18 protein-coding genes, 1 rRNA gene, 2 pseudogenes and 2 riboswitches are annotated in these 23,678 nt (G+C 70.8%); of the genes and pseudogenes, 6 read left to right on the plus strand and 15 right to left on the minus strand.

Annotation, left to right across the window (positions count from 1 at the left end; all coding sequences use genetic code 11):
• The first annotated feature begins 58 nt into the window (after positions 1-58).
• Positions 59-751 (plus strand): dienelactone hydrolase family protein, encoded by a 693-nt coding sequence (locus ACZ5ON_RS19655; protein ID WP_465593831.1) that lies wholly within the window; start codon positions 59-61, stop codon positions 749-751.
• 360 nt (positions 752-1,111) lie between these two features.
• Here the strand turns inward: ACZ5ON_RS19655 and ACZ5ON_RS19660 are convergent, their stop codons facing one another.
• The gene (locus ACZ5ON_RS19660) at positions 1,112-1,906 is read right to left on the minus strand and encodes a CPBP family intramembrane glutamic endopeptidase (protein ID WP_465593834.1); all 795 of its coding nucleotides are present in this window, start codon (positions 1,904-1,906) and stop codon (positions 1,112-1,114) included.
• A gap of 210 nt (positions 1,907-2,116) precedes the next feature.
• The gene (locus ACZ5ON_RS19665) at positions 2,117-3,616 is read right to left on the minus strand and encodes a glutamate-cysteine ligase family protein (protein ID WP_465593837.1); all 1,500 of its coding nucleotides are present in this window, start codon (positions 3,614-3,616) and stop codon (positions 2,117-2,119) included.
• A gap of 361 nt (positions 3,617-3,977) precedes the next feature.
• On the opposite strand from ACZ5ON_RS19665, the gene ACZ5ON_RS19670 reads away from it, so the two are divergent.
• On the plus strand, positions 3,978-4,577 hold the full coding sequence (locus tag ACZ5ON_RS19670) for a hypothetical protein (RefSeq protein ID WP_465593840.1): 600 nt from the start codon (positions 3,978-3,980) through the stop codon (positions 4,575-4,577).
• Positions 4,578-5,107: 530 nt separating this feature from the next.
• A complete protein-coding gene (locus ACZ5ON_RS19675; protein ID WP_344634729.1) occupies positions 5,108-5,296 on the plus strand; it encodes a DUF5999 family protein in 189 nt (62 codons plus the stop codon).
• A gap of 194 nt (positions 5,297-5,490) precedes the next feature.
• On the opposite strand, the gene gcvP is transcribed toward ACZ5ON_RS19675, so the two are convergent.
• On the minus strand, positions 5,491-8,364 hold the full coding sequence (gcvP, locus tag ACZ5ON_RS19680; protein WP_465593843.1) for an aminomethyl-transferring glycine dehydrogenase: 2,874 nt from the start codon (positions 8,362-8,364) through the stop codon (positions 5,491-5,493).
• Positions 8,365-8,468: 104 nt separating this feature from the next.
• A riboswitch (glycine riboswitch) is annotated at positions 8,469-8,599 on the minus strand.
• A 1-nt stretch (position 8,600) separates the two neighbouring features.
• A riboswitch (glycine riboswitch) is annotated at positions 8,601-8,708 on the minus strand.
• A gap of 225 nt (positions 8,709-8,933) precedes the next feature.
• On the opposite strand from gcvP, the pseudogene ACZ5ON_RS19685 reads away from it, so the two are divergent.
• The 3 genes and pseudogenes from ACZ5ON_RS19685 to ACZ5ON_RS19695 form a co-directional block, all read left to right on the plus strand.
• Positions 8,934-9,302: pseudogene (locus ACZ5ON_RS19685) on the plus strand (PRC-barrel domain-containing protein); the annotation flags it as partial.
• A 369-nt stretch (positions 9,303-9,671) separates the two neighbouring features.
• Positions 9,672-10,070, plus strand: a pseudogene (locus ACZ5ON_RS19690) (YsnF/AvaK domain-containing protein); the annotation flags it as partial.
• Positions 10,071-10,283: 213 nt separating this feature from the next.
• Positions 10,284-11,765, plus strand: a complete 1,482-nt coding sequence (locus ACZ5ON_RS19695; protein WP_465593846.1) for an MFS transporter — start codon at positions 10,284-10,286, stop codon at positions 11,763-11,765.
• A 191-nt stretch (positions 11,766-11,956) separates the two neighbouring features.
• Here ACZ5ON_RS19695 and ACZ5ON_RS19700 read toward each other — a convergent pair whose 3' ends face one another.
• The 12 genes from ACZ5ON_RS19700 to rrf form a co-directional block, all read right to left on the minus strand.
• Positions 11,957-13,375 carry a DNA polymerase IV gene (locus ACZ5ON_RS19700; protein WP_465593849.1) on the minus strand — a complete coding sequence of 473 codons (1,419 nt, stop codon included), beginning with the start codon at positions 13,373-13,375 and terminating at the stop codon, positions 11,957-11,959.
• A 63-nt stretch (positions 13,376-13,438) separates the two neighbouring features.
• Entirely contained in the window at positions 13,439-14,056 is a 618-nt protein-coding gene (locus ACZ5ON_RS19705; protein WP_465593852.1) for a SanA/YdcF family protein, read from the minus strand.
• A gap of 177 nt (positions 14,057-14,233) precedes the next feature.
• Positions 14,234-14,923: a MerR family transcriptional regulator gene (locus tag ACZ5ON_RS19710; RefSeq protein WP_465593855.1), complete on the minus strand. Its 690-nt coding sequence runs from the start codon at positions 14,921-14,923 to the stop codon at positions 14,234-14,236.
• Between the two features lie 253 nt (positions 14,924-15,176).
• A complete protein-coding gene (locus tag ACZ5ON_RS19715) occupies positions 15,177-15,650 on the minus strand; it encodes a bifunctional nuclease family protein (protein ID WP_344634736.1) in 474 nt (157 codons plus the stop codon).
• A gap of 132 nt (positions 15,651-15,782) precedes the next feature.
• Positions 15,783-16,538: a transcriptional regulator FtsR gene (ftsR, locus tag ACZ5ON_RS19720; protein WP_465593887.1), complete on the minus strand. Its 756-nt coding sequence runs from the start codon at positions 16,536-16,538 to the stop codon at positions 15,783-15,785.
• A gap of 76 nt (positions 16,539-16,614) precedes the next feature.
• Complete coding sequence (locus ACZ5ON_RS19725) at positions 16,615-17,475, minus strand: FHA domain-containing protein (RefSeq protein ID WP_465593858.1); 861 nt, start codon at positions 17,473-17,475, stop codon at positions 16,615-16,617.
• A 181-nt stretch (positions 17,476-17,656) separates the two neighbouring features.
• Positions 17,657-18,595: a DUF881 domain-containing protein gene (locus tag ACZ5ON_RS19730; RefSeq protein ID WP_465593861.1), complete on the minus strand. Its 939-nt coding sequence runs from the start codon at positions 18,593-18,595 to the stop codon at positions 17,657-17,659.
• Between the two features lie 11 nt (positions 18,596-18,606).
• Positions 18,607-18,939, minus strand: a complete 333-nt coding sequence (locus tag ACZ5ON_RS19735) for a small basic family protein (RefSeq protein WP_344634739.1) — start codon at positions 18,937-18,939, stop codon at positions 18,607-18,609.
• Positions 18,936-19,934, minus strand: coding sequence for a DUF881 domain-containing protein (locus ACZ5ON_RS19740; RefSeq protein ID WP_465593864.1), 999 nt, complete (start codon positions 19,932-19,934; stop codon positions 18,936-18,938). The genes ACZ5ON_RS19735 and ACZ5ON_RS19740 overlap by 4 nt, the downstream gene beginning before the upstream one ends.
• 232 nt (positions 19,935-20,166) lie before the next feature.
• Entirely contained in the window at positions 20,167-22,662 is a 2,496-nt protein-coding gene (locus ACZ5ON_RS19745) for a sugar phosphate nucleotidyltransferase (RefSeq protein WP_465593867.1), read from the minus strand.
• Positions 22,663-22,883: 221 nt separating this feature from the next.
• Positions 22,884-23,492, minus strand: a complete 609-nt coding sequence (locus ACZ5ON_RS19750) for a CDP-alcohol phosphatidyltransferase family protein (RefSeq protein ID WP_465593870.1) — start codon at positions 23,490-23,492, stop codon at positions 22,884-22,886.
• A gap of 95 nt (positions 23,493-23,587) precedes the next feature.
• A 5S ribosomal RNA gene (rrf, locus tag ACZ5ON_RS19755) occupies positions 23,588-23,678 on the minus strand; the annotation flags it as partial.

Raw genomic sequence — 23,678 nt, forward strand, 5'->3', positions numbered from 1 at the left:
GGCCCAACCAGCGCCCGCTGCCCGCCGCTCACGCGGCCCACCCGACGGAGTCCAGGCCATGGGCGGTTCCCGCCAGAACGTCACCTTTCCCAGCAACGGGCGGACGGCACACGGCTATCTCGCCCTGCCACCCCGGGGAGTCGGGCCTGGACTGGTGGTGGTCCAGGAGTGGTGGGGACTGACCTCTCAACTGGCCGACACCGTGGACCGGTTCGCCGCCGAAGGCTTCGTCGCCCTGGCCCCGGACCTGTACGGCGGCGAGACCACCCACGACAAGGTCGAGGCCGCCCGGCTGCTGCGGCAGCTGCCGGTCGAGCAGGCCGTCCGCGACCTGCGCGGCGCGGTGGACTTCCTGCTGGAGCACCCGCAGGTGGTCGGCGACTCGATCGGCGCGGTCGGCTTCTGCATGGGCGGCGGCTTCGCCCTGGTACTGGCCGCGCAGGAGGGCGACCGGATCGCGGCCGTGGTGCCGTTCTACGGTCTGCCGAAGGACCCGGACTACGACTACCGGGGCCTGACCGCCCATGTGCTCGGACACTACGGCGAGCGGGACCGCTCGATCCCGGTGGCCGCCGTGGACGAGGCCGCGATCCGGATCGGCGAGGCCACCGACCGCCGGCCGGAGATCCACTTCTACCCCGCAGGCCACGCCTTCATGAACGAGGAGAACCTGCTGGGCACCTACGACGCCCTCCAGACCAGGATCGCCTGGCAGCGCACGCTCAGCTTCCTCTGGGGCCATCTCGGATAGCGCCCGGGGCGCCGGTCCCTCCGGAGCCGTCTCGCGCTCGTTCCGGCCCCTCCCGACCGGCCCGTCCTGGCGCACGAACTCCGCGAGGACCGGCGGGAGTTCACCGGCACCGCTGACTGCAGGTCGTGGTGCTCCGGTTCTCGGTGGAGCTGATCCGCACCACTGCGGTCGGGAGCGCGTGCGTCCCGGCCGCGCGTCCCGCCCCCGCATCAACTCTCCACGCCTGGTGGGTCGTCGAAGGGATCACACGGTCCCGGTCAAGCCCCACCACGCTGGCGTGAGCATGGCACATTGTCAACAACGGGTAGAGCAAACGGCCCTCACGGTCGAACTCCCCCTTCGGCCACGCCCGAACGGGTGTCACGCCGTGGGCAGCCAGCTCACGTGCCCGGCCAGCAGCGCGTACCCGACGAAGGCGACGGTGTCGATCAGCGCGTGCGCCACCACCAGCGGCATCACCCGGCCCCAGCGCCGGTACAGCAGGCAGAAGACCACACCCATCACCATGTTGCCGATCAGCCCGCCGAGGCCCTGGTAGAGGTGGTAGGAGCCGCGCAGCACCGCACTGGCCGCGATCATCGCGGGCAGCCCCCAGTCGAGCCGGCCCAGCCGGCGCAGCAGGTACCCGACGACGATCACCTCCTCCAGGACGGCGTTCTGCCAGGCGGAGGCCACCAGCACGGGGATCCGCCACCAGACGTCCGGCAGTCCGGACGGCGCGACCGTCAGATTGGCCCCGACCGCCTGCGAACCGAGGTAGAGCAGCAGTCCGGAACCGCCGATCGCGGCGGCGACGGCCGCGCCCCGTCCGAGGTCGCCGAGCTTGTGGCGTAGGTCGAAGCCCAGCTGCCGCAGCGAGCTTCCCTCCCGGACCAGCAGGTAGCCGACCAGCGCGACCGGCATCAGCCCGCGCAGGACGTAGTACACCTGCCAGACGAGGTCGAGCCACGGTCGGCCGGGCGCGTGTGAACCGTTGAGCATCGCGACCTGGCGGCCGAGCGCGATCGGCTGGGTGAGCGACCCGAGAAAGCTGATCAACGCGCTGAGCCCGCTGGCGCCGAGCGAGAGACCGAGCACGATCAGCAACTCGACCACCAGCAGTCGGCGGGAGGGCGCGGCGGTCCCGGGTTCGGGCTCGGTCGAAACGGTGGTCACCAGGGCTCTCCAGCACGCAGCTTCGGCCCGACGACCGGTCCTGCCGCCGGGCCGATCATCCTCCCATACCAACCTCTGAACACCGGGCTGCCCGCCGAGGGCGCTTCTCGGCCACGGCGAACCGCACGACCAGCCGGGCACCCCTCCATCCGGGGCGCCCAGTCATCCGGCGCTCACCGCCCGGCCCGCGCGCCCCGCGCGGCGAACGCGCTACCCAACCGGCCAGGTGTGTACCGGCTCCCCCGCCCGCGAGTACTCCATGTACCGCCGCGTCATGGCCGCCAGCGCCGCCGCCCGGTCCATCCCGTACTGCTCGCGCAACCGGTGCACCGTGGCGCTCTGCCAGACCGCCCCGTTCATCCGGCGCAGGCAGCGCTGCTCGATGATGCCGAGGTAGCGGTCCCGGTCGCCCGCCGCCACCCCCCACTCGGCCAGCCCTTGGTACGCCAGCGGGAGCAGCTCGCCCAGCACCAGTTCGGTGGCCGCGACCGGGACGGTACCGCGTGCCCCCCGCCCGCTCTTCGGCCACTGCAGGACGGCCTCGATGCCGTGCCGGGCGGCGTTGTGGAAGTTCTCGTCCGCCTGGGCGAAGGCGAGCCTGGTCCAGATCGGCCTCGGCTGCTCGGCGAGCACCCGCACCAGGCCGTAGAAGAAGGCCGCGTTCGCCAGCGTGTCGGCGACCGTCGGACCGGCCGGCAGGCAGCGGTTCTCCACCCGCAGGTGTGGGACGCCGTCGGCGACGTCGTACACCGGCCGGTTCCAGCGGTAGATGGTGCCGTTGTGCAGACGCATCTCGTTGAGCCTGGGGATGCCTCCGGAGGCCAGCACCTTGACCGGGTCCTCGTCGTAACAGACCGGGAGCAGCGCCGGGAAGTACCGCTGGTTCTCGGCGAAGAGGTCCAGCGCGGAATCGACCCAGCGCTCCCCGAACCAGGTGATCGGGCGTACGCCCTGCGCCTTGAGCTCGGCCGAACGGGTGTCGCAGGCCTGCTGGAAGAGCACCGGCCTGGTCTCGCGCCACAGCTCCCGGCCGAACAGGAACGGGGAGTTGGCCCCGAGGGCGACCTGCGCGGCGGAGAAGGCCTGCGCTGCGTTCCAGACCGAGGCGAAGCGCTCGGGAGTGACCTGGAGGTGCAGCTGGAGCGAGGTGGCGGCGGCCTCGGCGACCATCGACACCGACTCGATCGACAGGTGCTCCACGCCCTGGATGTCGAGCGCGATGTCCTCGCCCCTGGCGGCCAGGATCTGGTCGCTGAGCAGGGTGTAGCGGTCGTTGTGCGACATGTGGTCCAGACCGGTGTGGTCCAGGTCGAGGGTCGGCAGGATGCCGACCATCACGATCCGTGCCCCGACCTCCGCGGCCTTGCGGTCGGCGTACCGCAGGCAGGTGTCGAGCTCCTCGCGCAGGTCCTCCAGGACGTGGCCGGTCAGCCGGTGCGGCGCGATGTTGACCTCGATGTTGAACTGGCCGAGCTCGGTCTGGAAGTCGCTGGAGGCGATCGAGCCGAGTACCTCCTCGTTGTACATCAGCGGCCTGCCCTGCTCGTCGGCCAGGTTGAGCTCGATCTCCAGGCCCATCATGGCCTTGGGGCGGTCGAAGCGCTCGTCCCGCAGCATCCGCTCCAGTGCGTCCATGCAGGACTGCAGCTTCCGGCGGTAAAGCTGCCGGTCGGCCAGCTCCGCCCGAGTCGCCACGACCTTCTCGCCCATGGGTGCCCCTTCACCTTTGGTCGATCCTTCGGCCGATCGTTCCTGCATCATGCCCCGCCGGAAGATCGATAGCCGCTCACCCGAACAGGTTGACGATAGAGGGTTTCTGACGAACAGTCAGCCATATCCCAGCTTGCCATGGGGCACGGAACGTGATATGAAGGTCACCCTGCGCACCTGTTCGAGTAGAATTCGCACTGCGCTTCCAGCCGGTGCCATGCCGCTCCGAATCTCATCGTCGGCAGGTTCCGCGCCCGCACCGCGATCATGCCCAACCGGACACGGCCCAGGTCCCGTCACACCAACGCCACGCCGGTATGCCGCACTCGCACGCCGATCTAGCACGGAGAGGCGACCCGCCATGACCATGCAGACGCCCCAGCCCCCGCCCAGCGCCCTGCGCGCGGTCCTCGCCGCGCTCGACTCCGAGACCGCGCTGTGCCAGCCCGCCGCCGGCGCGCTGCGCGACGCCGCCGGCCCGCTGCTGCCCTCCCATCCGCTCGCGGTGCACGTCCTGGAGGGACCCGGCGCCGGGCTCGCCACGGCCAGGCGCACCGGGTGGCGCTTCCTGATCAAGCGTGGCTCAGCGGCGGTCCCGGCGGAGCCCGCGGCCGAGGTCGCGGCGGCGGCCGAAGTGGTCGAGACGGCGGACGGCCACGCCTTCTCGCACTTCACCGCAGGACCGTACCTGGACTCCACGGTCCGGGCGCTGCGCCAGGCCTGGCAACTCGCCCAGTCCTCGCGGTCCCGGCACCAGCCGCGACTGCTGTCGATGCCCGGCCACTACGCCACCGCGCTGTGGCTGCACCATCCGGAGGCCGGCCCGGCCACCGACCTGTTGATCCCGCTGGCGCCCGCCCCCTGCGGGGTGACCGCGCACCGGGTCTACCCCGCGCTCGAACTGCTGGCGATGCTGGAGCGCGCCGCGGTCCCCGCGCGGCTGGCCGCCGGGATCTCCTGAGGCGGATCACCCGGACGGGCCATCCGGACCTGACTCGGTCGAGTCAGCATCCGAGTGGCCCGTTCGGCCGTCCCGGCCGGGCTCCGCCGCCTGAACGGGTGATGTAGCGAAGCCAGTTGTGGCGCATGTCACCAAATCGCTGCGCGATCGGCTCGCGATGCCGACACTGGGAATCAGGTGGGAAGGGCAGCAGTCCTACCCACCGACGCGCCGGTTCACACATGAGCCGGGGCCGGCAGGAGATCCGACCGGCGGGGCGGACGCCCGGGACCGACCGGCAACAGGGAACGCGGGGGAAGGAGCGAGCCGAGAGCCGAGTCCGAACGTGCATCGCGGGCCTGCCGCCGACTTCGCCGGCGGGCACAGCGGTCGACTCCTCCGGCGGACGGAGCAACGACCCGCGACGAGGATGTACGCCCGGGCCGCGACTGTCGGTGCGCGTTCACCACGGGCCTCGTTACCGGCCGGTCCGATGGGGGTGGCCGCGCCGGCGGGAGCGGATCGTCGTGAGCGAAGCGAGGGTACGAGTCATGTGCCAGCACCGTCCTGAGTGCCCGTCAGCGGAGTCCGCCGACCGTGAGGCGGCCGTCCCGGTGGCCCGCCACCCCGAGCAGGGGTGGAGCCTGCTCTGCAACGGCGTCCTGATCTTCGATGACACCGGCGAGCTGCTGCCCGACGGGCAGGTGATCGCACCGCACCGGCCCCTGGCCGCGGCCTGAGCAACCCCGGAGAACGGCGCGGGGGCCCTTTTGGGGAAATTCCTCCTCAGGGGACCCCACTTTTTTTTTCCTCCACCCCACCCCCCCCCCCCCCCCCCCCCCCCCCCCTCCCCCCCCCCAACCCCCCCCGACACACCCCCCCCCCCCCCCCCACCCCCCCCCCCCCCCACCCCCCCCCCCCGCTGCTGTTCGACTCAGACGCCGTACTCGTCCAGCGGCGGGCAGGAGCAGACCAGGTTGCGGTCGCCGTACGCGCCGTCGATCCGGCTCACCGGCGGCCAGTACTTGTCGGCCGGGTTGACGCCCGCCGGGAAGACCGCCTCCTGCCGGGTGTACGGGTGCGCCCAGTCACCGGCCAGGTTGGCGGCGGTGTGCGGGGCGTTCCGCAGCGGGTTGTCGTCGGCGGCCCACTCGCCCGAGCCGACCTTGTCGATCTCCGCACGGATCTCGATCATCGCCTCGCAGAAGCGGTCGATCTCGCCCAGGTCCTCGGACTCGGTGGGCTCGATCATCAACGTGCCGGCCACCGGGAAGGACATGGTCGGGGCGTGGAAGCCGTAGTCGATCAGGCGCTTGGCGACGTCGTCCACCGTCACGCCCGTCTCCTTGGTGAGCGGACGCAGGTCGATGATGCACTCGTGCGCGACCAGGCCGCCGGGACCGGTGTAGAGCACCGGGAAGTGCGGGGCCAAGCGCTTGGCGATGTAGTTGGCGTTCAGCACCGCGACCTGGGTGGCGCGCTTGAGGCCCTCGCCGCCCATCAGCCGGACGTACGTCCAGGAGATCGGCAGGATCGCGGCCGAACCCCACGGCGCGGCCGAGATCGGGCCGACACCGGTGGCCGGGCCGGCCTCCGCCTGCAGCGGGTGGTTCGGCAGGTACGGTGCCAGGTGCGCGCGCACCGCGACCGGTCCGACGCCCGGGCCGCCGCCACCGTGCGGGATGCAGAAGGTCTTGTGCAGGTTCAGGTGCGACACGTCCGCGCCGAACTTGCCCGGCTTGGCCAGGCCGACCAGGGCGTTGAGGTTGGCGCCGTCCACGTACACCTGACCGCCGGCCTCGTGCACCATGCCGCAGATCTCGGTGATCTGGGTCTCGTACACACCGTGGGTGGAGGGGTAGGTCACCATCAGCACGGAGAGCTGGTCGCGGTGCTGCTCGATCTTGGCCTTGAGGTCCTCGACGTCCACGTCGCCGTCGGTCAGGGTCTTGACCACGACCACGCGCATCCCGGCCATCACGGCCGAGGCCGCGTTGGTGCCGTGCGCGGAGGACGGGATCAGGCAGACGTCGCGCTGGGTGTCGCCGTTGGCGCGGTGGTAGGCGCGCACCGCCAGCAGACCGGCCAGCTCGCCCTGGGAGCCGGCGTTCGGCTGGATGGAGACGGCGTCGTAGCCGGTCACCTCGACCAGCTGCTGCTCCAGCTGGCGGATCAGGGTGAGGAAGCCCTCCGCCTGGTCCACCGGGGCGAACGGGTGCAGCTGGCCGAACTCCGGCCAGGTCACCGGCTCCATCTCGGTGGTGGCGTTGAGCTTCATGGTGCACGAGCCCAGCGGGATCATGCCGCGATCCAGCGCGTAGTCCCGGTCGGAGAGGCGGCGCAGGTAGCGCAGCATCGCGGTCTCCGAGCGGTGGTCGTGGAAGACCGGGTGGGTGAGGTACTCGTCCTCGCGCAGCAGCGCGGCGGGCAGCGCCTCGGCGTTCTCGTCCAGCTCTACGCCCTCGATGCCGAAGGCGGCGAGGACGGCGGCCAGGTGCTCCCGGGTGGTGGTTTCGTCGCAGGAGATCGACACGGTGTCGGCATCGGACTGGTACAGGTTGACGCCACCCGCCCGGGCGGCGTCCACGACCGCGGCGGCCCGGCCCGGGACGCGGGCGGTGACGGTGTCGAAGAACTCGCCGTGCAGCAGCTCGACCCCGCCGGCCTTCAGCCCCCCTGCCAGCGCGGCGGCGTAGCGGTGGGTGCGGCGGGCGATGTCGGCGAGGCCGTCGGGGCCGTGGTAGACGGCGTACATGGAGGCCATCACGGCCAGCAGCACCTGGGCGGTGCAGATGTTGCTGGTGGCCTTCTCGCGGCGGATGTGCTGCTCGCGGGTCTGCAGCGCCAGCCGGTAGGCGCGGTTGCCGTCGGCGTCCACCGAGACACCGACCAGGCGGCCGGGCAGGTTGCGGGCGTACTCGGCACGGACGGCCAGGTAGCCGGCGTGCGGGCCGCCGAAGCCCATCGGCACACCGAAGCGCTGCGAGGTGCCGCAGGCGATGTCGGCGCCGAGCGAGCCCGGGGACTTCAGCAGGGTGAGGGCCAGCAGGTCGGCGGCGACGGCGACGATCGCGCCCAGGCCGTGCGCCTGCTCGATCACCGGGGCGAGGTCGCGGACCACACCGGTGGCACCGGGGTACTGGAGCAGCACACCGAAGACGCCGCGCTCGGCGATCTCGGCCGGGATGCCGTCCGACAGGTCGGCGACGACCACCTCGACGCCGGTCGGCACCGCACGGGTGTTGATCACCGCGACGGTCTGCGGCAGGGTCTCGGCGTCGACCAGGAAGACACCGCCCTTGACCTTGGTGACCCGGCGGGCCAGTGCCATCGCCTCGGCGGCGGCGGTGCCCTCGTCCAGCAGCGAGGAGCCGGAGGTGGCGAGCCCGGTCAGGTCGGAGACCAGGGTCTGGAAGTTGAGCAGCGCCTCCAGGCGGCCCTGGGAGATCTCCGGCTGGTACGGGGTGTAGGCGGTGTACCAGGCCGGGTTCTCCAGCACGTTGCGCAGGATCACCGGCGGGGTGAACGTGCCGTAGTAGCCGAGACCGATCATCGGCTGCAGGACCCGGTTGCGCGAGGCCAGTTCACGCAGCTCGGCGAGCACCTGGGCCTCGCTGCGACCGGCGGGCAGGCCGAGCGCGGTGAGGCTGCGGATGGCCTCCGGCACGGCGGCGTCGGACAGCTCGTCCAGCGAGCCGTAGCCCACCTGCGCCAGCATCTTGTCCTGGGCGGCGGTGTCGGGGCCGATGTGGCGGGTCTCGAAGGGGCTGGCCTGCTCAAGCTCGGCGAGCGTCGGCTGGGCGTTCATGGGGGTCGAGGCCTCCTGGTCGCGGACCGGCGGGGGGTGCACACGCCGTTGGGCTCCGCCGCTGTGGGAGCGGTGGTCCGATGTGCGTGTGAACCCGACAGGCCTCCCCCTCTGTCATCGGGACCTGAGAGCTTCGCCGCGCGGGAGGCCCGGGGGCATCCATCGGCTTGCACCGTCGGTGAGGGTGGTGCCGCCGGCTCCCGCGCCAACAGCCCTGCCCTGCTTTCCAGAGTGACCTAGCCCACACGGTACGGATGCCTGAGAGATTCCGGGGAGGGTTTGCTCCTTCGGCGCCCCACTTCCCGCAGTTCAACGGGGGTTGGGGACTCTCCCGAGCGGGCTCGGCGGTCGCGCCCAGGGTACCAGCGGAAACCCCGCGGATCACCGGTCGGTCGGGAGCGATCGGGCGGAACACCGACGGCCCCGGACAGCCCAACGCCCTCCCGTACGGCTGCCTTCGGGTAGCCGCTGTCCGACTTGATGGCTTTTCGTGTGAAGTGGCGGTCGGACAGCTCCTCCAAGCCACCCACCAGACGGGATTCCCCCAGGAGCACGTAGTGGAGGACGGCGTGCAGACCGACATCGATCCGCGGGACCTGATCGGCCACAAGGCGGTCGACCGGAACGGTGACAAGATCGGCACGGTCGACGAGGTCTATCTCGACGACGCGACGGGTGAACCCGAGTGGGCCGCGGTGCGAACCGGGATCTTCGGCCGGGATGCCTTCGTCCCGCTGACCACCAGTGAGTTCTCGGGCGACGAACTCCGGGTCCCCTACGACAAATCACTGATCAAGGAATCGCCCGACTTCGGCGTCGGGCAGCACCTCTCGCCCGCACAGGAGCTGCAGCTCTACCGCTACTACGGCCTGGACGCGGGCACCCCCTCGCCGGCGCCCGCGAACCGCACCCCGAAGACCGCCGACCGGGACTTCGGCTCCGTCGGGTCGACCGGACCGCGCCCGCCCGCCACCCAGCCCACGCCCGCGGCAGCCGCCGCACCCGCCACACCCCCGGTGCCCTCCGCACCCGCCACACCCCCGGTGCCCTCCGCACCCGCCGCTCCCGCGGCGCCCGCCACCGAGGAGCGCGCGACCGCCGCCTTCACCCCGCCGACTCCGGCTCCGGCTCCAAGCCCGACGCCGCCGCCTGCCACGCCGCCGGCCGACCACGTCAAGGGCCCCACCGTGGTGGACCGGCCCGCCCTCAGAACCACCGGGTCCAACGGACGGACCGTGCACGCCCCCACCCCGGACCGGGCGGCCGCCCCGGGCGCGCCGGCCGGGCCCGTCGAGATCACCTGCCGCGAGGAGCGCCTCGACATCAGCACCGAGTGGCACGTCCTCGGCACCGCACGGCTGCGCAAGTACGTGACCACCGAGTCCGTGGAGCGCCGGGTACAGCTCGCCCGGGAGCGGGTTCGGGTCGAGCGCGTGCCGGTGACCGAGTCCGAGCGGGCCGCGCTGAGCGACCAGGAGCTCGCCGACGCGGTCGAGGAGGTGACGCTGCGCGAGGAGCGGCCGGTGGTGCGCAAGTACCTGGCGCCGGTCGAGCGGGTGCGCCTGGTGGTCGAGCGGTACACCGAGGAGCAGGTGATCCGCGAGGAGCTGCGCCGGGAGCAGGTCGAGGTGTACGACAGCACCACCCCGGGCGCGACGCCCGCCACCCCGCCGCCCGCCCGCCCCGAACAGCTGCGCCACGCCTGACCCGTCGCTCCGCCACCAGCCCCGGCCCCAGCCCCAGCACCGGCACCGGCACCGGCACCGGCACCGGACGAAACGGAGCCGGGGCGACCGGTTTGCCTAATTTTCAACAGTAGATATTTGACAGGCTTAACTATCCATGTGCATCGTTACTTCAGTTCGTTGACTTTCGCCCTTGGCCACAACCGCCGAGGGGCCTGAACTGGAGGAAGAACCGTGAGTGAGGCACCACAGCCCGGCTCCACGGCCGAGAAGCCGAGCAGCGCACGGGTGCTACCCGCTCTGATCCTGGCGATGCTGGCGTTCAGCGTGGTGCAGACCGCGGTCGTCCCGATCCTGCCGTCGCTGGCCAAGGAGCTGCACACCGCCGGCTCCAACATCACCTGGCTGATGACGGCCAACCTGCTCTCCGCCGCCGTGCTGACCCCGCTGCTGGGCCGCTTCGGCGACCTGCGCGGCCGCAAGCCGATGCTGCTGATCTCGCTGGCCGGCCTGGTCGCCGGTTCCGCCCTCGCGGTCGGCACCCACTCCTTCACCTGGCTCGTCGTCGCCCGCGTCCTGCAGGGCGCCGGCGGTGGAGTGCTCCCGCTGGCGATCAGCATCGTCCGTGACGAGCTCCCCCGGGAGAAGGTCACCGGCGGCGTCGCCGCGATCTCCGCCTCGATGGGCGTCGGCTCGGGCCTCGGCCTGGTCGCCACCGGCCTGCTGCTGGAGCACTGGAGCTACAAGTCCATCTTCTGGATGGGCCTGATCTTCGGCTTGATCGCGGTCGCCCTGGTCGCCCTGCGCGTCCCCAAGGACCCGGTCGTCGACAAGGACGGCGGCGCCGACCCGCTCGGCGCGCTCACACTGGCCGGGTGGCTCTGCGCCCTGCTGGTCGCCGTCAGCCAGGGCAACCACTGGGGCTGGACCTCCACCAAGACCCTGGGCCTGTTCGCCGTCGCCGCCGTGGTCGCCCTGATCTGGATCGCCATCGAGGTCAAGGTCAGCCACCCGCTGGTGGACATGAAGATGATGTCCCGCCCGGCCGTCGCCTTCACCAACATCTCCGGCCTGCTCATCGGCTTCGGGATGTACGGCTCCTTCATGGTGATCAGCAACTTCGCCCAGACGCCCACGAAGTTCGCCCACTACGGCTTCACCGCCACCGTGCTGCACGCCGGTGTGATGCTGCTGCCCTCCGCCATCGGCTCGATGGTCGCCGCCCCGGTCGGCGCCCTGCTGATCGCCCGCAGCGGCCCGCGTCTGCCGCTGGTCCTCGGCGGAGCGCTCGGCGCCGTCTCGATGGCCTACCTGGCCGTCCGCCACAGCGCCGAGGGTGACATCTACCTCGCCTCCGCCGTCTTCGGCCTCGGCGTCGGCCTCGCCTACGCCGCGATGCCCGCCTACATCAACGGCGCCGTCCCGGCCGAGCAGAGCGGTATCGCCAACGGCATGAACGCCGTGCTGCGCACCGTCGGCGGCGCCATCGGTACCGCCGTGATGGGCGCGATCCTGACCGGTGACACCATGAAGTTCCCGATCCCGCTGCCGATCCAGCTGCCCACGCTGGACGCCTACAAGCACGCGTTCTGGGTCGCCGCCGCGATGTGCCTGGTGGCCGCCGTGGTGCCGTTCGCGATCCGGCGCATCAAGCCCGCCACCGCCGTTCCGGTGGCGAGCGGCTCCGAGTCGGAGCTGGTCAAGACCGGCGTCTGACGAGGCGCCCGCCCTCGCGCTCAGGGACAGGGCGCGAGGGGACTGGGCCCCGGCGGGCGGTGAGGGCATCGCGACCCGCCCAGGGCCCGGCCCGACAGGTGGCCCCGTACCCGGATGTCTCCGGGTACGGGGCCACAGCGTTTCCACGTACCTGCTGAAACGTTTCATCACCCATCGGCACGGACCTACGGCTACTGCCGCAACGGAAGCGGCTCCGCGGGCTCCAGCTCCGGATCGTCGATCGCGAACGTCCTGACCCGCCCCGGCGGGCTGTAGGGCGTCTCGAACCGTACAGTGACTCGGCCGACCCCGCTGCCCTGGACCCACCCCGGGCCGTACTCGGCGTGCGTCACGTCCTGCCCCGGCAGCCAGCGCCGCCCGGTAGGCGGCACGGCGTCCTTCGCCGGCACCTCGCCAGGTTCGAGCTCCGAAGGCTCCTCCGTCGCGTCGGCGGCTTCCCCTGCCTCGGCCGTCGCCCGTGCCCTAGCCGCCGCCTGCACCTGCGCCTGCGCCGCAGCCTGGGCGAAGAGGTCCTCCTGGGTGAAGTCGGCCAGCTGGGACACCCCGACCCCGAGCAGCCGCACCCCGCCGGTGATGTCCACCTGCATCGCCAATCGCCGGGCCGTCTCGGCGATCACCGCCTCGTCGTCGGTCGGCGCCCGCAGGGTCTCGGACCTGGTCAGGGTCGAGAAGTCGAACCGCCGGACCTTCAGCACCACCGTCCGGCCCGAGCGTCCCGCCGCCCGCAGGCGCTGGACGCAGCGCGCCGTCAGCACCTCCACCTGGCGCAGGATGACGTCCCGGTCGGCCAGATCCACCTCGAAGGTGTCCTCCACCGAAACCGACTTCGCGTCCCGGTCCGGCACCACCGCGCGCTCGTCCAGCCCCATGGACGTCGCGTACAGCCCTGCCCCGTGCGCCCGGCCGAGCAACTGGACCAGCTCCTCCTCGCCAGCCTCCGCCAGATCGGCCACCGTCGCCAGGCCCACCCGCCGCAGCACCTGCTCGGTGGCCGGGCCGACCCCGGGCAGCGCCCGGACCGGCAGCGGACTCAGCACCGCCCGTTCGGATCCGATCCCGATCAGCACCAGGCCGTCCGGCTTGGCCTGCTCCGAGGCGATCTTCGCCATCAGCTTCGAGCCGGCCGCACCCACCGAACCGGTCAGCGCCGTCCGAGCATGGATGTCCGCGCGCAGGTCCTCCGCGATCGCCCGCACCAGCTGGGCCCCCTCCTGCGGTCCGGCGTCGGCCAGAGCCGGACCGTACGGCCCGGCCTCCAGATCCACGAACGCCTCGTCCAGGCTGAGCGGCTCCACCAGCGGCGACAGCTCCCTCAGCAGGCCCATCACGATCTCGCTCACCTGCCGGTACGCCTGGAAGCGCCCGGCCAGGAAGGCCGCGTTCGGACACAGCCGCCGGGCCTGGGCCATCGGCATCGCCGAGTGCACCCCGAAGCGCCGCGCCTCGTACGAGGCGGTGGACACCACCCCCCGGCCGCCCAGACCGCCGACCACCACCGGTTTGCCGCGCAGGCTGGGCTTGGACGCCTGCTCCACCGCGGCGAAGAAGGCGTCCATGTCGAGGTGGATGATGCTCGGCACTGTCCGCACCTGCCGATCATCCCTCAGGGGTCTGACAATTCCCGTGCGGCGGTCCGCCCGAATCCGCGGAGGTCAGTGCCCCGCCGCGTCCGCCAGCGCCCGGGCGATCCCGTCCTCCCGCGCGCCGAGGAACTGCGGGTCCGGCTTCAGCCAGGCGTTCAGCGCCGCCTTGCCCGCGCCGGGGATCTCCCGCAGCCCGCCGTAGTACCAGGTGGCGTTCCCCGGCTCCGGCACCCCGACCGCGTACGACTTGATGCCCGCCGCCTGGCACAGCGCCAGCGCCCGCCGTACGTGGAAGCTCTGGCTGACCAGTACGGCCCGGTCCACCCCGAAGATCCGCCGGGCCCTGGCGCAGGAGTCCCAGGTGTCGAAGCCCGCGTAGTCCTCCACCACCCGGACCTGCGGCACCCCGTGGTCGACCAGGTAGCGGCGCATGGCATCGGGCTCGTCGTAGTCGTCCCGGCCGTTGTCACCCGTCACCAGGATCGCCTCCACCTTGCGCTGCTGATACAGCGCCAGCGCCGCGTCCAGCCGGTGCGCGAGATACGGGGACGGTTCCCCGTTGAACAGACCCGCGCCGAAGACCACGGCCACCGGGGCGCTCGGCGCGCTCTGCACGGTGCCGACCCGGTCCGTCTCACTCAGCCAGAGCCAAGTACTCGGGGCCAGCGCCAGCGCGCTCAGCAGCATGACCGCCTGGAACGCACGCCGCTGCCCCCGTCTCGTCCGCAACGCCCGCCAGCCGGGCAGCCGAGGCCGCGAGATCCATCCCACCGAGTCCCCCTCGTGATCGTTTCACCTGCCCGGACGACGGCGAGGGCCCGGACGGTTCCCCGTCCGGGCCCTCGTACGGCCTCGGTCGCCGGCTCAGCCGGCCCGGTTGCGGCGCTGGGCCAGCTCGTCCGCCGGATCGTGCCCGATCAGCGTCTCGCCGGTGTCGGTCCGCTCGGCGTGCAGCCGCCCGAGCGTGGCCTCCAGGTCCTGCCAGACCGCGCCGACCGCGATGCCGAAGACCCCCTGACCACCCTTCAACAGGTCCACCACCTGCTGCGGGGAGGTGCACTCGTAGACCGTGGCCCCGTCGCACATCAGGGTCAGCCCGGCCAAGTCGGCGACCTCGGCGCTCTGCAGGTGCGCCACCGCCACCCGGATGGTCTGGAGCGAGACTCCGGCGTCCAGCAGACGCTTGACGATCTTGAGCAGCAGGATGTCGCGGAAGCTGTAGAGCCGCTGCGCACTGGCCGGGTACGCGCTGCGCACGCTCGGCTCCAGCAGCCCGGTACGGGCCCAGTAGTCCAGCTGGCGGTAGCTGATCCCGGCCGCGGCACAGGCCGTCGGCCCCCGGTAGCCCACCAGCTCGGAGGTGGGCGCCAGCCGCTCGATCGCCGGCTGCCCGGGCTGCACGGCCGGGAACCGCCCGACCCTGGGCAGCTCCCGCTCCTGCTGCTCGACGACCGCGGCCTCCCAGGCCCGCTCCAGCAGCAGTTTCCGCCCTGAGCGCGGTACGTGCACGGAGCACGGGCCTCCAACGGCTGCTTCGTCGCCCAAGCCGCTCATGCCTACCTCCGTCCGCTCGTCCTGTGGGCCGTATGGGCCCGGGTGGAGTAACTCACCGGAGCCACTCCTGACGGTAGGCAGTCGCCAGTGGCCCGTCAACGATCGCCACGCCGAGGCTCACCACCGATGTCACTCGATGGTGTGGTTTTTCGTGCCTCAAGTGTGGGTAGACGGACGGCCTTTGGCAAAACGGGACTTGCGTCCGGCAGCCGGTGCTTCCCCCGGTCTCCCGCGACGCTGCGGCGGGCGGGCGCTACTGCTGGCCACCGCCGAAGTCCTCCGGCGAGACCTGGTCGAGGAACTCGCGGAACTTCTCCACTTCGTCCTCCTGCTCGTCCGGGATCGCGATGCCCGCCTCGGCGAGCACCTCCTCGCTCCCGAAGATCGGCGTACCAGTCCGCAGGGCGAGGGCTATCGCGTCCGACGGGCGCGCGCTGACCTCGACACCGCCGGAGAACACCAGCTCGGCGTAGAACACGCCCTCCCTGAGATCACTGATCCGGACCTCGGTGAGCTGCTGGCCCAGCGCGTCCAGCACGTCCTTGAACAGGTCGTGAGTCAGCGGCCGCACCGGAGTCATGCCCTGCTGGGCGAAAGCGATCGCAGTCGCCTCGCCAGGACCGATCCAGATCGGCAGATACCGATCTCCCCCAACCTCCCGCAGCAGCACGATCGGCTGGTTGGAAGGCATCTCCACCCGGACACCCACGACGTCGAGCTCATTCACAGTGGCAACCCTATGACCCCTGCCGCGGATATGAAAGCGCAGCCGGTCGGGGCGCTCCCGCACAGGTGCCCGCACGTCCCCGGAGGCCGGTTTCCGGCCGTGAAGGAACGGTTCCGGCCTGCCCCACAGAGCTCATTGAGCCGGCCTGCCCTTCAGCCCCGCTTGCACCATCGCGGCGTGCAACCGCACCGACAGGGTGGCCAGCTCACGCGCAGTGGCCTCGGCATGTGCCCGGGTCTGCGGGTTCCGGTGCCGCCGAAGCGGGGCGACCACCTGCTCGACCAGCGCCACCTCCCGGTCCGCCGCCGCCTTGATCGCCCGCAGATGACGCGGCTGCAGGCCGAAACGTCCGAGTTCCGCGACCAGCCGCGCCACCTGCAGCGCCTCGCCGTCGTACCCGCCGTCCAGACCGGGGGCGAGCAGCCCGTAGGACTCCCACTCGGCCAGCTCCGACTCACCGGCCTCCGCCGCCGCCAGCAGCTCGGCGCGGCCCAGCCGGACCCCGGCCACCACCCCGGAGGCCGCCACCAGCTCCCGGTCCGCCTCGTCCAGCGGACCGGGCCGGGCGTCCGGAGCCGGCAGCGCCGGTGGCGCCTCGCCGCGCTCCATCGCGTCGAGGTGCTCCCGGATCACCCGGAGCGGCAGGTAGTGGTCCCGCTGCATCCGCAGCACATACGCGAGCCGCTCGACGTCGGCCGGGCTGAACTTGCGGTAGCCCGAGGGCGTCCGCTGCGGCTCCACCAGCCCCTCCGCCTCCAGGAAGCGGATCTTGGAGATGGTGACCTCCGGGAAGTCGTCCCGAAGGAAGGTCAGCACCGCACCGATGCTGAGCAGTTCGTCACCGCGCCGCCGGCCCCCAGCCGCTCTACGCGAGCCGGGGACGTGGATGGCCTCGACGGATGAAGGGGTGTGCGCGGTCACTCGGGGCTCCTGCCGACGTCGTGTTCAGTACCCCCGTTGTGGTTCAGAACCCCCGCTGCGGGCTGGCGAAGAACACCAGCCGGTACTTCCCGATCTGCACCTCGTCACCGTTGTTCAGCGTCACCTGGTCGATCCGCTCCCGGTTGACGTAGGTGCCGTTGAGGCTGCCCACGTCGGCCACCGAGAACCCGCCGAAGGTCCGGCGGAACTCCACGTGGCGACGAGAGACGGTGACGTCGTCCAGGAAGATGTCCCCCTCCGGGTGGCGACCCGCCGTGGTGACGTCCGAGTCGAGCAGGAAGCGGCTGCCGGAGTTCGGGCCGCGCTGCACGATCAGCAGGGCCGAACCCGGCGGCAGCGCGTCGATCGCGGAGAGCACCTCGGCCGAGAGCGCCGGAGTGGCGCCCGTTCCGGTGGCGGTGGGGTCGTAGGACTCCAGACCGGAGATCGAGATGGTCGACGTGGTCTCCGCCGCGCCCTCGGGCATCGAGCCACCGCGCAGCGCCGTACCGCAGTGGTTGCAGAAGCGGGCGGCCGCCGGGTTCTGGTTCCCACACCGGGGACAGGGAAGGGCACCGGCAGTCATGTTCACAGCCTCCTGGCTCGGCACGCCCGACGGGGCATGCCCGGCGTACGGATCCGGAGCAAACCCTCCAGCAGAGGTTGAGGGTCCCGACTCGAAACCTATGCGCGCGGCGCCCGAGGAATCAACCGACGCGCCGTACGGTGCCTGACCGGCGCCGCCGTCGCGGAACAGCGGACGCTCGGTGTACTGGTTCTGCTGGTCCGCAGCCCGCATCCCGGGAACGGCGGCGTCGTCGTCGGACATCCGGTGGCGCGCCGTCGGCGCCTCCGCCGCGGCCCCCCGCTTGTTACGACCGAACAGTTTCGAGAACAGACTCACGGGCGAGTCTCCTTGCGTGTGACAGACCCGCCCGCGGGGCAGGGTGAGAGGCTCGGACATACAGCTGACCCGGCCCGCGGCCGGCGCTGATCGAGTGGTACGTCCCATTGTCGCCGACCGTGGCCGTGCGCCCACCGTCCGGGGCACGGCACGACTGACGGACCGTACGGCAGTCGTGCCGTCACTTCGCCGCCGGCGTGGCGTACTGGGAGGTCTTCGAGGTGGCGAGCGCATCCACGGTAACCGACTGCGGCACCGTGATCGTGGCCTGCGCCTGCTGTTTCTCCAGGGTGCGCACCACACCACCCGGGATGTTGAGAGCAGGCGTCAGATCCTGCGGGTTCCCGATCACGGTGAATCGGAACGGCTGCGACACCTTCCTACCGTCGATCTGCACACCACCCGCCGACGCATCGGTGAAGTAGGTGCTCGCCACCACGCGCACATCATTGATCTGAATCGCCTCCGCCCCCGCCGCTCGAAGTTCCTGCAGGGTGTCCAGCAGCATATCCGCCTTCACCTGCCCTTGGGGATCATCGACAGTCAGTACGATGCCCGGACCTGTGGCTTTGACGGTGCCGGCGAGCACTCCGAGCTCGGTCGCTTTTTTCCTGGTCTGCTCCTCAGCCTCCTTCGCCTGGTTGGAACTGTTCTCCAACTGGGTCAGGGACTGCTCGAGCTGCGTCTTCTCCTGTTGGAGACGCTGTTGACGGCTGTCCAGTTCGTCGAGGATACGAACCAGATCCTCCTGGCGGGCACCACGGAGCTGGTTGCTGTGGTCACTGGTCGAGCGCACCTGGATCGCCAACGCCAGGCCGAGCGAGAACAGCAGCACGGCCACCACCAACTGACCGCGCGAGAGGCGCGGCGGCCACAACGCCGCCTTCAGCCGGCGTCTGGCGTCGTCGGGCGCCGTGACCGGACGGTCGGCCGCGCCGTCCCGACCGCTCTCCTCGGGCTGCTCCTCGGGCTGCTCCTCGGGCTGCTCCTCCACCTGCTCCTCGGCCAGCGGCGGGGCGGCGGGCACCCCGACAGCGGTCACCGCCGCCGACGTCTCCGCCTCAGGCTTCACCGCCTCGGGCTTCTCCGCCTCGGGCTTGGTCTTCTCGTCCTCGCTCATCCCTCCCCCTCTCAGGCCCGGAACACATGTCGCCGGATCGCCGCGGCGTTGGAGAAGATCCGGATACCGAGCACGACCACCACGCCCGTGGACAGCTGCGAGCCGACCCCGAGTTTGTCACCGAGGAAGACGATCAGCGCCGCGACCACGACGTTGGAGAGGAACGAGACCACGAACACCTTGTCGTCGAAGATCCCGTCCAGCATCGCCCGGACACCGCCGAACACCGCGTCCAGGGCCGCCACCACCGCGATCGGCAGATAGGGCACCACGGCATCCGGCACCTCCGGCTGTACGAAGACGCCGACGACCACCCCGATCACGAGACCAAGTACGGCAATCACGGTGTAGCTGCTCCTGTCCCTGCGGGGATCGACGGACTCTTGCTGGATCTGGTCGCCCCACCGGGTGACGGCGAAGCACTCGACGACGGCGACGCGCCGGACGACTGCTGAGTACTGGGCGACGGCGAGGCGGCAGCGGCCGAGGCCGACCCCGAAGGCGAAGGCGTCGGCGCCGCGGTCACCGGCCGCGCGTACCGCAGCGTGATGCCCAGCGCACCCGGCAGCGTCACCTTCTTCTGCGTCGAGAGGTTGGACTTGATCCCGTACGCGTCCTGGATCAGCCGCAGGTAGTGCCCGGCCTCCGCGTTCTGGAAAGCCGTGGCGAGCCCCTGCCCGTCCCCGGTCGCCAGCACCGTGTACGGCGGCACCAGCGGCCGGTTGTCGACCAGCACCGCATCGCCCGCCGCCCGGATGGCCGACAGCACGGTCAGCCGCTGCCCGTTGATCGCGATGCCCTCCGCACCGGCGATCCACAACCCGTTCACGATCAGCTGGAGATCGCGGTCCCTCAGCCGCCCGGTGTTCTGGAAGCCGTCGGCCTGGCGCGGATTGTTCGCAGAACCGCCGGCCCCGGTACCCGAGGCGTCCTCGATCACCAGCTTCACCCCGGGGCCCGACACCTCACCCGTGCCCGCTTGTCCCGCGACCGCCGCGAGTCCGCCGTCGCCCTGGGATCGCAGGGCCTGCTGCTGGGCCTGCCCGACCTTGTCGCGAAGGCTCTCGACCTGCTTCTGCAACCTGTCGGCACCGCTGGTGGCGTCGTTCACCCGGTGGATCAGCGCGTCCCGCTCCTTGGCCAGGGTCGGTGCCGCCTCCTCGTTGTTGACCGCACCCACCGTCACCACCGCCGCGGCAAGGGCCAGTCCCACCGCCAGCGTCAGCCGGCCGCGCAGCGAGCCGGGCAGCCTGCTGATACCCTCCGCCCCGCGGGCCCTGGCCGCCTCGGCATAACCGTCGTCGAGGCTGTGGTCCATCACGTTGGTCAGGAGGGACATCGAAGCGTCGGGACGCGCATAGCGTCCGTCCCGGTCACTCGGCGTCCTCGGTGCTGGCATGCGGTACATCGTCCCACGTCGCGGATGCGGCGATTGCACAGCCCCCGCAAGCCATCCGGCACCTGCCGGGTAGGCCACGAACCACCGTCCGGCCGCTCGACGGGGCCCTGGAACAGCCTGCCGGGGCCGGGGGAACCCTTCGGCCCCTCGACCCCGGCAAACTACCGCCGTACTAGCGTCCGGCCGCGTCCACCACCGCGGCCCACTCCTCCAGCAGCTGCTCGGTGGCAGCGTCGTCCGGGCCCTCGGCCCAGAGGTGGGTCACCGCCTCGGCCGGATCCGGCAGCACCAGCGTCCAGCGGCCGTCGGCCTCCACCACCCGGACGCCGTCCGTGGTGTCCAGCCGGCGGTTCCCTGCCGCTTCCACCACCGAACGCATCACCATGCCCTTGGCCGCCCACGGCGTCGCGATGTCCCGCCGCTGGATGTGCGCCTGCGGGATCCGCGCGTCGATCTGGCTGAGCGTCAGCTGGGTGCGGGCCACCAGGCCCAGCAGCCGCACGAACGCCGCCGCGCCGTCCAGCACGCCGCTGAACTCCGGCACCACGAAGCCGCCGCGGCCGTCCCCGCCGAACACCGTGCCCTCGGCGGCGGCCGCCTTGGCCAGATCGTCCGGCGAGGTGGTGGTCCAGCAGACCTGCGTGCCGTGGTACGCGGCCACCTGCTCGGCGATCCGGGTGGTGGTCACCGGGAGCGCCACCTGCCCGCTGCGCCGCTCGGCCGCGACCAGGTCGAGCAGCACCAGCAGTGCCCGGTCGTCCTCGATCACCCGGCCGAGCTCGTCCACGAAGGACACCCGCTCGCCGACCGGGTCGAACCGCGCCCCGAAGGCCGCCTTCGACGAGGAGACCAGCTCACCGAGCCTCGCCAGACCCGCCCGCCGCTCCTCCGCGTCCTCGGTCGGACGGCCTTCGTCCAGGCCGGTGCCGACCGTCAACGCCTCGACACCGAGTCGCCCGAGGATGCTGGGCAGCACCAGCCCGGCACTGCCGTGCGCGGCATCGACCACCACCTTCAGCCCGGCCTCCCGCACACCCGTGGTGTCCACCACCCTGAGCAGGTTGCCCGCGTAGGAGTCGAACACGCTGGACGGGAAGGTCAGGTCCCCGATCTCGCCCGGGAACGCCCGCCGGTACTCCTGCCTCGCGTACACGCGGTCGAGCTTGCGCTGCCCGGCCTGCGAAAGATCCGCCCCGCGCTCGTCGAAGAAGAGGACGTCCAGTGAGTCAGGCACCCCTGGAGTGGTCCGCAGGAAGATCCCGCCGGCACTGCCCCTCGCGGTGTGCTGGCGGGCCACCGGCATCGGCACGTTCTCCAGATCCCGGACGTCGATCGCACTGGTCTGCAGCGCCGAGATCATCGCCCGTTTGAGCGCACGCGCACCACGCGAGTGGTCACGCGCAATGGTGACGGTGGCCCCCTTCTTGAGCGTCGTGGCATACGCGCCGGCCAGCCGGACCGCCAGCTCCGGAGTGATCTCGACGTTGAGGATGCCCGACACGCCGCGCACCCCGAACAGGTGCTCCTGGCCGCGCGACTCCCAGATCACCGAGGTGTTGACGAAGGCACCGGCCTCGACGGTCTTGAACGGGTACACCCGGACGTTGCCCGAGATGATCGACTCCTCGCCGATCAGACACTCGTCCCCGATCACCGCCCCGTCCTCGATCCGGGCCGCCCGCATCACGTCGGTGTTCTTGCCGACCACACAGCCCCGCAGGTTGCTCTGCGGGCCGATGTAGACGTTGTCGTGGATAACCGCCTTGTGCAGGAACGCCCCGCGCTTCACCACCACATTGCTGCCGAGCACGGTGTGCTCACGCAGTTCGACCCCGGCCTCCACCTTGGCGTAGTCGCCGATGTACAGCGGCCCGCGGAGCACCGCCTCCGGATCCACCTCCGCGCCCTCGGCCACCCAGACACCGGGCGAGATCTCGAAGCCGTCCAGCTCGACGTCGACCTTGCCCTCGAGGACGTCCGCCTGCGCCTTTCCGTAACTCTCGTGCGTACCCACGTCCTCCCAGTAGCCCTCGGCGACATAGCCGTAGACCGGCTTCCCCTCCTTGAGAAGCTGTGGGAAGACATCGCTGGACCAGTCAACCGGCTCGCCGGCCGCGACGTAGTCGAAGACCTCCGGCTCCATGACGTAGATGCCGGTGTTGACCGTGTCGGAGAAGACCTGCCCCCAGGTCGGCTTCTCCAGGAATCGTTCGACCCGCCCGCTCTCGTCAGTGATCGTGATCCCGAACTCCAGGGGGTTGGGCACCCTGGTCAGGCAGACGGTGACCAGCGCACCCTTACGCCGGTGGAAAGCGATCAGTTCGGAGAGATCGAAGTCGGTGAGCGCATCCCCCGAGATCACCAGAAACGAGTCGTCCCGGAGCGCGTCCTCGGCGTTCTTCACGCTCCCGGCCGTGCCGAGCGGAACCTCCTCGTTGGCATATGTGAGGTGCATACCCAGCTCTTCACCGTCGCCGAAATAGTTCTTCACCAACGAGGCCAAGAACTGCACGGTAACTACGGTGTCGGTGAGACCGTGCCGCTTCAGCAGCCGCAGCACGTGCTCCATGATCGGCCTGTTCGCGACCGGCAACAGTGGCTTCGGCATGCTCGACGTCATCGGCCGGAGGCGGGTGCCCTCGCCCCCGGCCATCACAACGGCTTTCATTACGGGTGCATCCTCCTTCGCGGTGGTGGACCCTGGGATCCATCAAACCGTTTCAGGGCATCTCTACCCGGATGATTACGTCCGACTCACCGTGACGCCGTGGGGCTCGTCTCACCTGCGCGGCCACAACTGCACGCCGCCTCACAAACGTATGCGACAGCTCTCATGCATCTCGGGAACTTGGACCCGCCACACCGTCAGTATGCGTCCCCGGACGGCAGTCAGCTTGCTGCGGCTTCCGCCTTGACGATCTGCCTGGCCTGCACCGCATACAGGATCGCCGCCCACCAGTAGAGCGTGGTTCCCCACCAGATGAAGGCCCAGCTGACGATCCCGGCCACGGTGGCAAGCCATCCCGTACCGCTCCCCAGCAGTAGAAGCGGGAACGCGTACATCAGATTGAAGGTCGCAGCCTTACCGAGGAAACTCGTCTGGAGCGGGCCATAACCGTACCGGCTGAGAATGGGCAGCAGCGAGGCGATGAACAGTTCCCGCGCCGCCAGAATTGCCGTCACCCACCAAGGCAGGATCCCTCGCCAGGTCAGGCCGACCAGCGTCGAGATCACATACAGCCGGTCCGCAGCCGGATCGAGAATCTGCCCGAGCCGGCTGATCTGCCCCCAACGCCGGGCCAACTTCCCGTCAAGGTAGTCGCTGACCCCGCTCAGCATCAGCACGACGATCGCCCAGCCGTCGTTCTCCGGCCCACCGAAGACCGGCCACAGAATCAGCCACAGGAAGATCGGCACCCCGACCAACCGACCCATGCTGAGCAGGTTGGGAATGGTGAGGACGCGGTCGGTCTGAACGCGCGTCTCCTGGACCTCCACCTGGCGGCCTCCTGACGGTACGACAACTGTGCGGCATTGACCCTACAACAAAGAAGCCCTCTCCCGGCCTGGGAGAGGGCTTCTTCTGAATAATTGTTCGGCGGCGTCCTACTCTCCCACAGGGTCCCCCCTGCAGTACCATCGGCGCTGTGAGGCTTAGCTTCCGGGTTCGGAATGTAACCGGGC

It is taken from the genome of Kitasatospora sp. NPDC032150, assembly GCF_055579945.1.

What these genes read in the sequence shown, in the direction of transcription:
- ACZ5ON_RS19655 (WP_465593831.1), top strand. Translation starts at nt 59, where the DNA reads ATGGGCGGTTCCCGCCAGAACGTCACCTTTCCCAGCAACGGGCGGACG.
- ACZ5ON_RS19665 (WP_465593837.1), bottom strand. Translation starts at nt 3,616, where the DNA reads ATGGGCGAGAAGGTCGTGGCGACTCGGGCGGAGCTGGCCGACCGGCAG.
- ACZ5ON_RS19670 (WP_465593840.1), top strand. Translation starts at nt 3,978, where the DNA reads ATGACCATGCAGACGCCCCAGCCCCCGCCCAGCGCCCTGCGCGCGGTC.
- ACZ5ON_RS19675 (WP_344634729.1), top strand. Translation starts at nt 5,108, where the DNA reads ATGTGCCAGCACCGTCCTGAGTGCCCGTCAGCGGAGTCCGCCGACCGT.
- gcvP (WP_465593843.1), bottom strand. Translation starts at nt 8,364, where the DNA reads ATGAACGCCCAGCCGACGCTCGCCGAGCTTGAGCAGGCCAGCCCCTTC.
- ACZ5ON_RS19705 (WP_465593852.1), bottom strand. Translation starts at nt 14,056, where the DNA reads ATGCTGCTGAGCGCGCTGGCGCTGGCCCCGAGTACTTGGCTCTGGCTG.
- ACZ5ON_RS19710 (WP_465593855.1), bottom strand. Translation starts at nt 14,923, where the DNA reads ATGAGCGGCTTGGGCGACGAAGCAGCCGTTGGAGGCCCGTGCTCCGTG.
- ACZ5ON_RS19730 (WP_465593861.1), bottom strand. Translation starts at nt 18,595, where the DNA reads ATGAGCGAGGACGAGAAGACCAAGCCCGAGGCGGAGAAGCCCGAGGCG.
- ACZ5ON_RS19740 (WP_465593864.1), bottom strand. Translation starts at nt 19,934, where the DNA reads ATGTCCCTCCTGACCAACGTGATGGACCACAGCCTCGACGACGGTTAT.
- ACZ5ON_RS19745 (WP_465593867.1), bottom strand. Translation starts at nt 22,662, where the DNA reads ATGAAAGCCGTTGTGATGGCCGGGGGCGAGGGCACCCGCCTCCGGCCG.